The sequence below is a fragment of the Flavobacterium sp. ZT3R18 genome (assembly GCF_007097385.1).
Taxonomy (GTDB): Bacteria; Bacteroidota; Bacteroidia; order Flavobacteriales; family Flavobacteriaceae; genus Flavobacterium.
Genome location: NZ_VJZS01000021.1, coordinates 72,159 through 85,889 on the forward strand (window position 1 = coordinate 72,159; position 13,731 = coordinate 85,889).

The 13,731-nt window shown below is 32.6% G+C and carries 12 protein-coding genes; 4 read left to right on the forward strand and 8 right to left on the reverse strand.

Features of this window, described 5'->3' with window-relative positions; all coding sequences use genetic code 11:
* Positions 1 to 3: 3 nt before the first annotated feature.
* Positions 4 to 3,114, reverse strand: a complete 3,111-nt coding sequence (locus tag FNW52_RS17245) for a tetratricopeptide repeat protein (protein WP_143378726.1) — start codon at positions 3,112 to 3,114, stop codon at positions 4 to 6.
* Between the two features lie 389 nt (positions 3,115 to 3,503).
* Between FNW52_RS17245 and FNW52_RS17250 the strand changes: the two genes are divergently transcribed.
* The 3 genes from FNW52_RS17250 to FNW52_RS17260 are packed head-to-tail and all read left to right on the forward strand — an operon-like array spanning position 3,504 to position 6,275.
* The gene (locus FNW52_RS17250; protein WP_143378727.1) at positions 3,504 to 4,187 is read left to right on the forward strand and encodes a cell division ATP-binding protein FtsE; all 684 of its coding nucleotides are present in this window, start codon (positions 3,504 to 3,506) and stop codon (positions 4,185 to 4,187) included.
* Between the two features lie 54 nt (positions 4,188 to 4,241).
* The gene (locus FNW52_RS17255; protein WP_143378728.1) at positions 4,242 to 5,339 is read left to right on the forward strand and encodes a glycosyltransferase; all 1,098 of its coding nucleotides are present in this window, start codon (positions 4,242 to 4,244) and stop codon (positions 5,337 to 5,339) included.
* Positions 5,340 to 6,275 (forward strand): glycosyltransferase family A protein, encoded by a 936-nt coding sequence (locus FNW52_RS17260; RefSeq protein ID WP_143378729.1) that lies wholly within the window; start codon positions 5,340 to 5,342, stop codon positions 6,273 to 6,275.
* Here the strand turns inward: FNW52_RS17260 and FNW52_RS17265 are convergent.
* On the reverse strand, positions 6,256 to 6,666 hold the full coding sequence (locus FNW52_RS17265) for an FdtA/QdtA family cupin domain-containing protein (RefSeq protein WP_143378730.1): 411 nt from the start codon (positions 6,664 to 6,666) through the stop codon (positions 6,256 to 6,258). The genes FNW52_RS17260 and FNW52_RS17265 overlap by 20 nt on opposite strands.
* Complete coding sequence (locus FNW52_RS17270) at positions 6,666 to 7,763, reverse strand: glycosyltransferase (RefSeq protein WP_143378731.1); 1,098 nt, start codon at positions 7,761 to 7,763, stop codon at positions 6,666 to 6,668. Before FNW52_RS17270 ends, FNW52_RS17265 begins: the two co-directional genes overlap by 1 nt.
* A 36-nt stretch (positions 7,764 to 7,799) precedes the next feature.
* Between FNW52_RS17270 and FNW52_RS17275 the strand changes: the two genes are divergently transcribed.
* Positions 7,800 to 8,936 carry a glycosyltransferase gene (locus FNW52_RS17275; RefSeq protein ID WP_143378732.1) on the forward strand — a complete coding sequence of 379 codons (1,137 nt, stop codon included), beginning with the start codon at positions 7,800 to 7,802 and terminating at the stop codon, positions 8,934 to 8,936.
* Here the strand turns inward: FNW52_RS17275 and FNW52_RS17280 are convergent.
* The 5 genes from FNW52_RS17280 to FNW52_RS17300 all read right to left on the reverse strand — a co-directional run bounded on the left by FNW52_RS17280 (position 8,933) and on the right by FNW52_RS17300 (position 13,567).
* Positions 8,933 to 10,204 carry an O-antigen translocase gene (locus FNW52_RS17280; RefSeq protein ID WP_185966026.1) on the reverse strand — a complete coding sequence of 424 codons (1,272 nt, stop codon included), beginning with the start codon at positions 10,202 to 10,204 and terminating at the stop codon, positions 8,933 to 8,935. The two genes, FNW52_RS17275 and FNW52_RS17280, sit on opposite strands and share 4 nt — an antisense overlap.
* Positions 10,205 to 10,206: 2 nt before the next feature.
* A complete protein-coding gene (locus tag FNW52_RS17285; RefSeq protein WP_143378734.1) occupies positions 10,207 to 10,776 on the reverse strand; it encodes an acyltransferase in 570 nt (189 codons plus the stop codon).
* Positions 10,776 to 11,885, reverse strand: a complete 1,110-nt coding sequence (locus FNW52_RS17290; RefSeq protein ID WP_143378735.1) for a DegT/DnrJ/EryC1/StrS aminotransferase family protein — start codon at positions 11,883 to 11,885, stop codon at positions 10,776 to 10,778. Before FNW52_RS17290 ends, FNW52_RS17285 begins: the two co-directional genes overlap by 1 nt.
* Positions 11,882 to 12,859, reverse strand: a complete 978-nt coding sequence (locus FNW52_RS17295; RefSeq protein WP_143378736.1) for a GNAT family N-acetyltransferase — start codon at positions 12,857 to 12,859, stop codon at positions 11,882 to 11,884. Before FNW52_RS17295 ends, FNW52_RS17290 begins: the two co-directional genes overlap by 4 nt.
* A 102-nt stretch (positions 12,860 to 12,961) precedes the next feature.
* Positions 12,962 to 13,567: a trimeric intracellular cation channel family protein gene (locus tag FNW52_RS17300; protein ID WP_143378737.1), complete on the reverse strand. Its 606-nt coding sequence runs from the start codon at positions 13,565 to 13,567 to the stop codon at positions 12,962 to 12,964.
* Positions 13,568 to 13,731: the final 164 nt, after the last annotated feature.

Sequence of the window (13,731 nt, forward strand, 5' to 3'; positions counted from 1 at the left end):
ACTTTATTTAGTGACAGACGAATTAGTTTTAGCTTCTTCCGCTTTTATTCGGTTCAATTCCGTTTTGGCTTCTTCAATTACATCTGAATAATCCGTGAAATTTTCGATTACGTTCTCTAAAACATAAGTCGCTTGATAACTGTCTTTCAATCCGTAATAGTTCTTCGCCATTAGAATCAAGCCTTTGGCTCCAAAATAGCGGTAACTCGAATAATTTTTGGCTAATTTTTGAATTACAGTATTCGAAATCTCAAATTTTCCGTCTTTGTTTTTAAAATAGGCATCGTAATACAACGCTTCGGCAGCCAATTCTCCTTTGCTAACAGTTAGCAATTTTGCGTAAGCCGCTTTGGCTTTGGCTTCATCTCCAGATTGCATGGCAGAACGAGCCACGATAATTTGAGCATCACTTTTTACGTTTTCTTCGGTTTTTGGGTTGGCCAAAACTTTATCGGCATAAACCACTGAATTTGAATAATCCTTTACCTCATAATAACATTTCATCAAATTGGCTTGGGCGAATGTTTTATTTTGCGCAAAATCGGCTTCTTTTTCTAAACGAACCAATACCGGAATTGCGGTATCACATTTTTTTTCTTTTAGAAATATTTGAACCAATCGAACCAAAGCTTGTTCAGTATATTCACAACGAGGTTGAACGATCACAAACTCATAATTGGGAACCGATTTACTTTCGGAACCTTCCGCGAAATACAATTGAGCCAATACGAAATTCGCTTTTAGAATATGGATTCCATTGGGAAACTTCTTTGTATAATTACTGTATCCTAAGATCGCTTGTTTGGCATTACTTAGCTCGTATTGTTTTTCGGCAGCCTCAAAAGTGTCATTATCTAAATCTACATCCGTTACTGCCACAAAATCTAAAGTGCGTACCCAAGTAGCATACTCATCTACTTTTCCGTTATCAACATAAATCAATCGCGCGGTAGCCACAGCTTCATAAGCCTCCGGGGTTTTAGGGAAATCGGAAGCCACTTTTTTAAATTTGGCTAGAGCCGAATCATCTTTATCCGAATTATAATAAATCAATCCCTGACGCAAAATAGACCGTGACGCATACGAACTGTTGCTATAAGCCGTATTTAATTTTTCATACGCTTTAATCGCCAAATCCGGTTTGTTCTCGGCTACATAGGTATTTCCCAATTCGAATAAAGCATCATCCTGATAGTCTGATTTTGGATACAATGATAGAAATGCATTGAGTTCTTCTATTTTTTTATTGTTTTTGGAAAGAAATCCATAGCAAAGTGCTTTTTGAAAATAAGCATAATCGCCATCCACACTTTTCGATTCAATTACCTTAATATACGCCTCCAAAGCGGGTTGGTATTTGGTAGTCACGAATCGGCAATCCGCCAAACGCAAATAAGATTCATTCAAACGAGTTTTATCGCCTTTCGCACTTTCTATCTGACTCTGGAAAAAGTTTCCAGCAGTTTCATACTCTTTCAATTTAAAATTGGCGTAAGCCCTATTATAATTGATGTTTTTGAACTCTGCGGTTGCTGCTGCTTTTTCAAAATCCGAAAACTGCTTATAACTCAATAGCGCTTCTTTGTAATCCTCCAAATTATATTCAGATTCTGCCTTCCAAAAAGTGGCACGTGCAGTGATGACGGCATCTTTCTGTTCTTTTATGGCTTTTTCAAATAGTATCAAAGATTGGGAATAATTTCCTTCGGTAAACAATTCCAATCCTCTATAGAAAACTACTTTTTGGTACGCAACTCTGTTTTCTGGAGTTTTATTTTTCTCCAATAAAGTCAATGCTTCTTTGTAGTTTTTGGATGAAATATAAGAATCAATCAGTAATTTTTCTATCGCGCCGTTATTGGGATTAGCTGGATACTTGTTAATGAAACCCAATAAAACTTCTGGAACACTTTGATAGGAATTCCCAATTTCATAACTCAATTTGGCATAATTCAAACTCGCATCTTCTTGCAGTTTTAAATTAAAACTCATTTCGGAAGCATTCTTAAAAGCATTAAGAGCCTGCTGTTTTTTACCCGATTCCAAATAACTTTCACCCAAATGATAATAGGCATTTTGGGCAACAAAATCCTTTCCGTCTATAATTTTATTAAATTGTGAAATGGCATTATCATAATCCTTTTGCAGGTAATACGCATAGCCCAGTTGGTAGAAATCGGTATTATTCCATTTTCCGTTTTTTCCTTTATAATCTACTAAATAAGGAATTGCTTCATTATATTGTTTTAAATTAAAATAGCTTTCGCCAATGATTTTATTCAATTCTGATTTTTCTAAGGCAGTAGATTTTGGCATAGCCTTGATTCCTAAATCGATCGCTTTTTGAAAATTCCCCGATTTAAAACTCATATCCGATTTGTAGTATGATAATTTTTCGGCGTATTTCTCATCGCCAGAAACCTGATCAAATTGTTTGTTGGCTTCAGCATAATCATTCGATTCATACGCCATAAAACCCAGATAATACTTGCTTTGTTTCGCATATTCTTCCGAAAAAATATTTAAATTTTGGTTGTCATCCCGATAATTATCGGGACTCTTTTTCATTTCATCGGAAGAAAAACCTTTTTTGATGTGGGTTTCATCTGAATTGGTTACTCTATTAAAATAACTTTTGGCTTCTTTCATTTTTTTGTCAACAAAATAAGAATAGCCTTTTTCAAAATTGAACTTGTTGCGCTCATTATTTTTCAGAACACTTTCATCTACTTTCTCAAACCATAGCAAAGCTTCTTTATATTCCCTATGATCAAAATAATAGTAAGCTACATCTACAAAAGCCAGATTTTGTTTTCGACTGGCAGGATAATCCTCTACAAAGCGGTTAATGAGTTCTTCGGCATTGTCCTGATCGGTTCGAATCGCGCAATTGGCAATGTAATAGGCACAATCTGATTGCGTTCCCTCACTGTTGGAAACTTCTTTTATATGTTGAAAAAGAATTTTCGCCGACGCATATTGTTCGTCTTCGTATAAAAAAAGTGCTTTATCGAAATCCTTTAATGGGTAGTTGTAAATGGCGGATTCTTGTGAATAAAGGGAAGTTATTTGAACAATAAAAAGGAATAAAAAGAGCTTCGGAAGTTTCTGCATTGTTATTTTGTTTAATGATCAAATGTATTTATTTATGTGTCTATAACGAAACGCTCTTTGCTTTTATTATGAATCATTTTCAAACAAACTTTATTCAGCCCCTTCCCCTTTCAAAAGGAGCTATTGCATGGACACATCTATTATGCGCCAATTTTGAACACGAATTTCACGAATTAGCACGAATTTTAAAGATTAACTTAGTTTGTGAAATTAATTTCACAAACTAATTCGTGACAATTCGTGAAATTTGTGTTCATTTTTTGTACTTGAGTCCAAACGATAGCTCCAAAGAAGTGGCGATTGAATTGGAATTTTGAATTTAATTTTTGCATTTTACTTTTGTATTTGGATTTTATCTTTTTACTTTTACCCAATAAACAAATTCTATTATGTCTCAATCAGTACTGTCTTTAAAAAACGTAAACATATACCAAGAAGGAAAAACTATTTTATCTGATGTAAATTTAGAAGTCAATCATGGCGAATTCATCTACATCATTGGGAAAACCGGTTCTGGAAAAAGTAGTTTATTAAAAACATTGTATGCCGATTTAGCATTGACAGAAGGTGAAGGTAAAATTGTCGAATTTGATTTGGCTACTTTAAAAGAAGACGACATTCCGTTTTTGAGAAGAAAGATTGGAATCGTTTTTCAAGATTTTAAATTGCTACCGGATCGTACCGTAAAAGACAATATGCTTTTTGTTTTGAGAGCAACCGGATGGGTTGATCAAGATGGAATGGACAACCAAATTAACGAAGTCCTTGACAAAGTAAACATGAAAGACTTTGCCAACAAAATGCCGCACCAACTCTCTGGTGGGGAACAACAACGAATTGCCATTGCAAGAGCATTATTGAACGACCCCGAATTTATCCTTGCCGATGAACCAACCGGAAATCTAGATCCACAAACCAGCGCAGAAGTATTGGAGGTATTACGAAAAATCAATGCCAACGGAAAAACAGTCATTATGGCAACACACGATTATGCCTTATTGATAAAATTTCCAAACAAGACATTGAAATGCGAGGATGCCAAGATTTTTGAAGTGGTACAAAGAACGGTTTAATGGTATATTCCTATTGCAAAACAAATTTTATTTATTTTATCTAATCAATTTTCATTGAAACAGAAGACAATAGTCATTTCAGGCATTAATATGGTCGAAGGCGGTATTTTTACCATACTCGACAATTGCTTGCAAAAAATCTCTGCTTACTCCGAAAATAAAAGAATAAAAATCATTGCATTAATCCATGACAAATCAAAATTTGATTATCCAAACATAGAGTACATCGAGTTCCCAAGATCTAAAAAGTCTTGGTTTTTAAGGCTATACTACGAATATTTCTACTTCAAAAAACTTTCTATGAAAATAAAACCAGATATCTGGTTTTCATTACATGATATTAGTCCGAATGTAGTAGCAAAAAACCGTTTTGTTTATTGTCATCATCCTACTGTTTTTTATAAATCAACATTTAAAGATTGGCGATTTGATTATAAAATAGGAGTTTTTTCAATATTCTATAAATATTTATACCAAATTAACATTAGAAAAAACAAAGCCGTTTTTGTACAGCAACATTGGATAAAGAAAGAGTTTGAGACTCTATTTAGTATAAAAAATGTAGTGACATGTCATCCCGAATTCACTTCAAATTCCAATTTAATAAAAATTCATCTAGACAATTCTAAAATTCATTTTTTTTATCCTTTGATTTCTAAAAGTTTTAAGAATATTGAATCTATTGGAGAAGCTGTGAAACTACTCCCTGAAAACATAAAATCTAAAATAAAAATACATCTGACAATTTCCGAAGGAGAATCAAACTATGCGAATTATATCATTCACAATTATAATATGGCTGAAATGAATTATATTGGAAAAATAAGTCGGGAAGAAGTTTTTGGATATTATAAAAAAATGGATTGTCTGTTGTTCCCTTCAAAGCTAGAAACTTGGGGTCTGCCTTTGACAGAATCAAAAGCATTTAAAAAACCTATTTTTGCGGCTAATTTACCGTACGCTAAAGAAACAGTAGGGGATTATGATACCGTTTGTTTTTTTGATATCAATGCACCTGAAGAATTAGCTTCATTAATTACTAAATTTGTAAACAAAACGATTATTTACCAAGGTAACAAAACTGAAATTGAAACAACAAATCAATTAAACAACTGGTTTGAATTATTTGATTTCATTTTAAAAGAACAATAGATGGCTCTTTTTTCAATAATCATACCGCTATACAACAAAGAAAGATATGTAGAAAATGCAATAAAAAGCATTTTAAAACAAACGATTACAGATTACGAAATCATAATAGTTGACGATGGTTCGACAGATGGCGGCAAAGAAATAATATCTAAATATGTTTCTGATAAAATCAGCATTATTGACCATTACAAAAACAGAGGATTGTCTGCCGCTAGAAATACTGGAATAAAAAATGCAACCTCTGATTACATAACCTTCCTTGATGCAGATGACCTATGGCATCCAAACTTTTTGCAAACCGTAAAAAACCTTATTTCGTCTCACCCGGAAGCACATATTTTCGCAACCAACTTTGATGAAGTTTATCCCAAAACTAAGCATAAACCACATAACGGGTCAGAAAACTTGCCTTCAGGTTTTAATGGGATAATTGATTTTTTTAAAATCAATTTAAAACAAGGGATTTACACGCCAAGCAGTGTTTGCTGGCACAAATCAGTTTTTGAAACGGTTGGGCATTATGATGAAAAAATCACTTTTTCTGAAGATTTGGATTTCAACATTAGAGCCAATTTAAATTTTAAATTAGCCTATAGTACCAGTATCCAAATGAGTTATTTCATGGAAACAGACAATCAAATTACCAGAAGCTCTATCCTGACTAAAACTTTGCCCGATTATGATCAATATGAAAAATATTGTTCTACCGCTCCCTACTTAAAAAAATATTTAGACTTTGAAAGGTACGTTCTGGCAAAACATCTAAAAGTAGATGGAGATAAAATAAAACACAAGCTAATAATCCGCAGTATTGACCTCAAAAATCTAAATTACAAACAAATTATTTTACTTAAATCTCCTTTTTTTTTATTGCATTGCATTAAAAAAACAAAAGATTTTTTAATTCGAAAAGGAATTAAATTAACGAGCTATTAGAATTGACACTGCCTATAAACTGATCATAGTCACGTATGTAATCCTCTTCATCATAGACGTCTGATGCCAAAACCAAACAGACAGCTCCAGAAGAAAAATTCTCTAATTCTCTCCAGATATTTTCATTTATCAAAAGACCTTTATCTGGCTTATTTAGAGTGATTGCTTTTGTTGATCTACCATCCTTTAAAATAACATCAAAACTTCCTGACAACGGAATCAATAACTCCAGCTGCTCCTTATGTGCATGACCTCCTCGTTTTGAATTACTTGGAATATCAAATAAATAATACACCCTTTTTACATCAAATGGAATACAATTCCCTTCTACAACGGCTATATTCCCTCGATAATCTTCAATTTTTGGAATGCTAATTATTTCAATATTCATTATTTACTTGTATTAAATAGCTGTATCCATTGCTCTCCTATTCTTTCAACAGAAAACTTCAAGACACTTTCCTTCGCATTTTTCTTGCAATGTAAGTATAATTCTTGATTGATAATCAATTGATTCATCGCTGTAGTTAGTTTTTCTAAATTTTGGTTCTCTACAAGAAGACCGTTCTCGCAATCCTGAATAATTTCGCTGGGACCAGAAAGACAATTAAATGCAACAACTGGAGTCTCACAAGCCAAAGATTCGAGTAAAACATTTGGAAAACCTTCGTTTTTACTAGACAAAACGGTGAATTTTGCATTTTTGTAAAAAGGAAAAGGATTGTTTAGAAAGTCTTCAATTTTTACAAATTCATCTATTCTTAATTCTTTACTCATACTCTCATAAATAGCTCTATTTTTTCCATTCCCTAAAAGAACCAATTTAATATTTTGAGCTGGCAAAATAGATTTTGAATAGGCTAAAATCAGCTTGTCAAATTGCTTTATATCTTTAAAACTACCCACAGCTAAAATATAGTTGTCGTATTCTATATTAAATTGATTTTTTAAAAATTCTATTTTTTCAAAATCTATTGGATTGTAAATACATAGTGCCTTTTTAGTAAACCCTAATTGCTCCACCTTTTCTCTAATTGCATTAGACACCGTTACAATTGTTTTATTTTGACACAAAACAGTTGCCAAGAAGGAGGACTTAGGGAAATAAAAATCCAAAACACCACTAGCTACTCTATAAATTGCATTGTTTGAATAGACGAACCTACTTATCAAAAATTCTAATATAAAATTAGTCTTCTGTCTAAAATCAATTACAAAGTCAAAATCATTACTTTTTATAAAATTTCTAAAAATAAAAAACCTTTTTGCTTTTCTGTAAACAAAAAAAGAATTACTGCTTATCTTACCAAGATTTAAAACTTCTCCTGAAAATTCATAAGTAATCAAATCCATAAATACACAATTATGCACTTCTAAACCATTCTTCTGAAAATAAACAGATAAAATTGCATGCACTTTTTCGGCACCACCGCTAGACAAACTATCGCCGACAATTGCAATTTTATGACTTTTCCCGTTATTTATCATTAGCTATTCTTATTTTTGAAACAAATATAATCATTCATGCGCATTTTATTTGTTGGAGAATACAGCCGTTTGCATAATTCATTAAAGGAAGGATTAATTACCTTAGGTCACACCGTGACTATAATAGCGAATGGAGATGGCTTTAAGAATTACCCTGTAGATTTGTCTACAAAAGCACGTTGGTCTGAATCGAAATTAGGGAATATTCCAAGGCAAATCATCTTCCGACTAACCAATTTTGACATTTCTAAAATAGAACATGGTATCCGCTTTTATTTGCATTTAAATGAATGCAAAAATTTTGATGTGGTGCAGCTTATAAACGAATCTCCAATTCAGACTTTACCATTTATGGAACGTTTTTTATTGAAAAAAATATTCAAACGTAATAAAAAAACGTATCTACTTTGTTGTGGTGTCGATTATACAATTGCAAAGTATATGATACAAAAAACACCTCGATATTCGATAATGAACCCCTACTTTGAAAACCCTAAATTAATACCAGAATATCGCTACATCTTAGATTATTTAAAACCTAGCAAACAAAAAACACACCAATTGGTTTACAACAACATTAAAGGAGTTATTGCAAGTGATCTTGACTATTACTTGCCGCTACTAAATCATCCAAAGTTTTTAGGATTAGTCCCAAATCCAATATCGATCAAGGACAAAAACCATTTGAAAACTGAAAACAACTCTCCCATAATTATATTTCTAGGCATAAACAGAGGAACTTATAACAAAAAGGGGATTCAATATTTTGAAAAAGCATTGAACATCATTGAACATCAATTTCCCTCAAAAGTAAAAATCATAACAGTAGAGGACATTCCGTATCAAGAATACATTACATTATACGACCAAGCTCATATTTTACTAGATCAAGTGTATGCATATGACCAAGGATACAATGCACTCGAAGCTATGGCAAAAGGAAAAGTGGTTTTTACTGGTGCAGAGTCTGAATTTATGGAGCGCTATAATCTTACTGAACGAGTGGCTATAAATGCTTTGCCTGATACCAATTATTTGGTAAATAAATTGTCTTTTTTAATTGAAAATCCTGAAGAAATTACTGCAATTGGAAAGCGCGCTAGAGCATTTATCGAAAAGGAACACGATTATATAAAAATTGCTGAACGATATTTAGAGGTTTGGAAAAACTAGTTCGATCTTGAAAACAACTTTCTAAACATAAATAAAATTAAAAGAAATGTAATTAAACTGGCATAAAAATATGATTGAAGAGCTCCTTCAAAAGAGAATATTTTTATTAAATAAAAAGACAACAATAGATACGATAAATTAAAAAATATCTCGATAATAAAATATTTTTTCATCCTTGCTTTTACAACAATTTGATAACCGAAAGCCAAACTCATAACTCTAAACAAATCCCCTAACAATTGCCATATTAAGACTTCTTTTACCTTTATAAATTCCTTTGTAAATGCTACGTTCAGAACAATCCCTTTGAATAAAAAAACCACTACAAGCATCAAAAAGAATAATGGAACAAAAACTTTAAAGTACAATTTTAATTCTGTTTTAAATTCCGAATCAGTTTGTAGAGAAGCCAATTTAGGCATGTAATACAATGACAAGCCCGAACTAAAAATCGACATGTAAAAACCTGATAATTTATTTGTCGCATCCCAAATCCCAGCGTCTTCAATAGAATGTGTTTTTACTATACAATTACGTATAAACATTAGAGTCAATGGAACGATAAAGGCACTTAGCAAAGCCATAACAGAAAAATTCTTTATAACTTTAAAATATTTTTTATCAATGATTTTTTTCAAATCAAACTTAAAGTAGCTTTTATCTTTTATAACAAACAAAAAAGTGACAATAACCATTAGTAATTCACCCGATGCTACCGCAAAAAGTCCTCCTGTAACGTTATTTTTCCATATCAAAAACGCAGTTAGTCCAAGAGTAAGCGTATTTGAAATAATTTGAATCACTACAATTCTTTTAAACATCTCCAATCCATTATAGATAGCAATCCAAAAAGTATTAATAACAATCAGAGGCAAAAGCAACCCAAAAAATCGAATTGGATTTGCAAAAGCCGAATTAAAAAATAAAAATTCCGAAAAGGTTTTAGCAAATAGTAAAACGATAATACCCGTAAAAGTTGAAAGAAAAAGAAAAACCCAAAAAAAAGTTGAATATAGTATTGAAAGTTCTCTCTTATCGTTTTTATTTTCTACAAATAATTTTATCAATGAATTATTTATACCCAAAGTCGCAATAGCTTTATTCATAGAAGTAAAGTTCCTAAAACTACCTAAAAGTGCCATTCCAGAAGTCCCTAGAATAACCGACACAATCTTTGTTGATATAATTCCTAAAACAAAACTAGTTGCCACTGAAAAAGAATTCAGCGACAAAACTTTTAGAAGTGCGTTTTGTTTTAGCTTTTTCAATATTACAAACTTCTTATTACTTTGGCTGGATTACCTGCAGCAATCACATTTTCAGGGATATTTTGGGTCACAACTGAGCCATTACCAATGACTGAATTCTTTCCAATGGTAACCCCTTTTAAAATTATTACATTAGACCCTAAAAAAACGTTTTGACAAATACAAACGTCTTTAGCTTTTGGAATCCCAGAATTTCTTTCGTCAATATCTAAATCATGCCCGTCATTATCCATAATAGAACAATTGTCTCCAATAAGTACATTATCTTCAATGACTACTTTTGAAAAACATTCGACAGAAAAGGAGTTACTTATCGACACATTATTCCCAATATTAATTTCACTATATTCATTACGAACCTCTAAAAAAGAGTAATGAGAATAGAAATTGGGAGCTGAAACTACACCCATTTGAACATTTTTCCCAAAAACAATTCGACCTTTCCCCTTCATCACTAATGGATGGTATACTTTTGGTTTTCCAGAAACGCTCTTGCAATCTGACAACAATTGATACTTTTTAATCCTTAAAGCAACAAAACAAAATTGCTTTATTTTATTAATTATTCCCATTAGTATTTATTTAAAATTGCAATAACTAAATTTACCTCATCTATAGCCATTACAGGACTTATAGGCAAACTCAAAACTTCACGATGTATCTTTTCGGTTATAGGGAAAGATAAATTATTCCAAGATTCAAAAGCTTTTTGCTGATGTGGCGCAATAGGATAATGAATCATCGTTTCGATATTGTTTGCTGCTAAATAATTCTGTAAATCTCCCCTATTATTTGTTCGAATAACAAAGAGATGGAAAACGTGATTACTGCTAAAATCCCAAAAAGGCAAGATGATTTTATCGTTCTTTATTTCGGTCAAATACCGTTTGGCAATGGCTCTTCTCTTTTCATTATCTGTATCTAAATTTGGTAATTTCAGGTTCAGAAAAGCGGCTTGCAATTCGTCTAATCTAGAATTCACACCAATAAATTCGTTATGGTATTTAATCTCAGAACCATAATTGCGAAGGGATTGTATGGTTTTTGCCAATTCTAAATCATTGGTTGTAACCGCACCTCCATCTCCCAACGCTCCAAGATTTTTCCCTGGATAAAAACTGTACGCCCCAGCCCCCCTGCCCCCTGAAGGGGGAGTTAGGAGGTTTTGAAATTTATTTTCACAACCATGAGCCTGAGCAGCATCTTGAACCACAATCAAATTATTTTGTCTTGCTATTTCATGAATCCTATCCATTTCTGCCAATTGACCATAAAGATGTACGGCAAGAATGGCTTTGGTATTGGATGTAATTTTGTCTTGAATTAAACTCGGGTCGATGTTGTAGCTTTCCAACTTTGGCTCGACCAAAACAGGTACTAAATCGGCTTGAAAGATGGCGAGTATACTGGCAATATACGTATTGGCTGGCACTATAACTTCATCGCCTTTTTGCAGTTTTCCTAGTTGAATGTATCCCTTAAAAATAAGCGTTAGGGCATCCAACCCATTCCCTACTCCTACGCAATAATTGACATCACAATAATTGGCAAAATTAGTTTCAAACTCTTGGAGTTCTTTGCCCAAAATATACCAACCGCTGGCTAAAACCGCTTTCAATTTATCTTGAAAAGCGACTTCATAAGGTTCGTTTATCTTTTTTAAGTCTAAAAATTTTATCATATCAAAACAGTGTCTAACAAATAATAATTAGCAGTTTCAACTTCATAGAAATCCTGAACTAAAGAATGCGCCCCAAAGCTTTCTTTCCAGAAATTAATTTTCCCCACAATCTCCAGTCCATTGTTTTCATGTGAAGGACCAAAATCAAAAAAAACTTTTCCTCTAGCAATTTCTTTTATTAAAAAATCATATAAAAAATCAATACTACCTAAAAAATTATTTTCATCACTTCCGGCTATATATTGAGGCTTCGCAACTCTTTTCGTAATAAAAAGAGTAGTTCCTCCTACTAATTTTTCATTACTATAAACATTAAAGTGACGAATATCACTAGGAAACTTACTTTTTAAAAACATAATCTCTTCTAATGAATGAACCGGTTTTGCATTGTATTTATCTCTTAGATTTGGCATCAAAAGATCGTTCCAAAATGTTTCTAAATTGGATTCTTCTTTAATGATTAAATTCTGCTTTTTCCCTTTATTAATACATTCTCTTCTAGATTTAGAAAACACCAAATCATTGTTTAAGGAAATAACAGAAATATTATGTTTCATTATTGCTTTCCCTTTGCAGATATGCATCAAATAATTAATCTCATCTGATAAATAATCACAATATATGGAAGGAATTTGTTTTAAAACTAATTTAGAAATTCGCTTTTCATTAAGATACTCAAGGATTGCTTTAAAAATAAAAATAGTATGGTATAACTTGGATTTTGGTAATAAAACCAATCCACCATACGTCAAACCCTGATGCGAATAAACAACCTCTCCATCTTTATTGGCAGGCAAAACAGCCACTAGCTTTTCGTTTTCAAATACCATCAAAGAATAGTCCTCGAATCGGTCTTTGTGGTAGTCCATAAAATCACGATGAAACAGGAAAGTAGCATTCTTGGCTTGACCTATGAAGGTATTCCAAGTGGCGTAATCTTTTTCTTGATATCGTTTGACAGTGTAGTTTTTCACATTTGGGGATTAAAGACTGGAAAAGTAAGCAATTAGGAGAATACTTTAAAATTTATGAATGGCAAAAAATATTTCCTTACTGCGGTATCGCACAAATTAACGTTATTTCTTATGATCAATCGGAGATAGATACCATTTGTATTTTACGGCCATTAAGCGAACTGCGATAATAACCAGTGAGGTAATAAGGTATAAAATATCATTTTCCAGATTCATTTTTCGGAGTATAAAAAACACGATTCCGCCCAGAATACATATTGTGGCATAGATTTCTTTGCGGAAAATTACGGGGATTTCGACACATAAAATATCCCGAATAACTCCTCCAAAACAGGCTGTCATGGTTCCCAAAGCGATACAAATAGTAGGATGAAGATGGTAATCTATTCCTTTTTGGATACCAATTAGCGTAAAAACCCCCAACCCAATGGTATCAAATAGCGCTAGTGAAATACGTAGTTTGTCTAATCTTTTTCGGAATAGTATGGTCAAAATAAAACCTAATATAATCACATAAACATAGGTTAAATCCTGCATCCAGCCCACCGGAGTGCGGCCTATCATGACATCACGTAAGGTTCCACCCCCTACTGCCGTTACAAATGCAATGATAAAAACGCCAAAAGGATCTAGCTTTTTGTTCATAGCCGTTAATGCGCCTGACATTGCAAATGCCATGGTTCCGATGATGTCGAGTAGGTGAAACATTTTTTATTGTAGATTTTTGATTGTAGATTTCTGATTGTAGATTGCAGATTGCAGAATTTAGACCCGACAGGTTTTTGAAACCTGTCGGGTGGGGTGTAAAATATAGGCAAAATATATAAAATAAGTTCGGTCTTTTTTTTTAACTTTATCGACTAAAATGTTTT